Raw genomic sequence first — 524 nt, forward strand, 5'->3', positions numbered from 1 at the left:
CCGTCCCCCCATCGCATCATACGACGGTGCAGGAATATTAACCTGCTTCCCATCAGCTACGCATCTCTGCCTCGCCTTAGGGGCCGACTCACCCTGCTCCGATGAACGTTGAACAGGAAACCTTGGGCTTACGGCGTGGGGGCTTTTCACCCCCATTATCGCTACTCATGTCAGCATTCGCACTTCTGATACCTCCAGCATCCTTTACAAGACACCTTCGCAGGCTTACAGAACGCTCTCCTACCATATAGATCAAGTGATAAATCACGAGAAATATATCCGCAGCTTCGGTGACTGGCTTAGCCCCGTTACATCTTCCGCGCAGGACGACTCGATCAGTGAGCTATTACGCTTTCTTTAAATGATGGCTGCTTCTAAGCCAACATCCTGACTGTTTTAGCCTTCCCACTTCGTTTTCCACTTAGCCAATCTTTGGGACCTTAGCTGGCGGTCTGGGTTGTTTCCCTCTTGACGCCGGACGTTAGCACCCGACGTCTGTCTCCCAAGCTCGCACTCATCGGTAT

1 rRNA gene is annotated in these 524 nt (G+C 52.1%); it reads right to left on the reverse strand.

What is annotated here, in order from left to right:
• Window positions 1-524, reverse strand: a 23S ribosomal RNA gene (locus AC1D02_RS22235); the annotation flags it as partial.

Source organism: Massilia sp. P1_C10 (assembly GCF_056406475.1).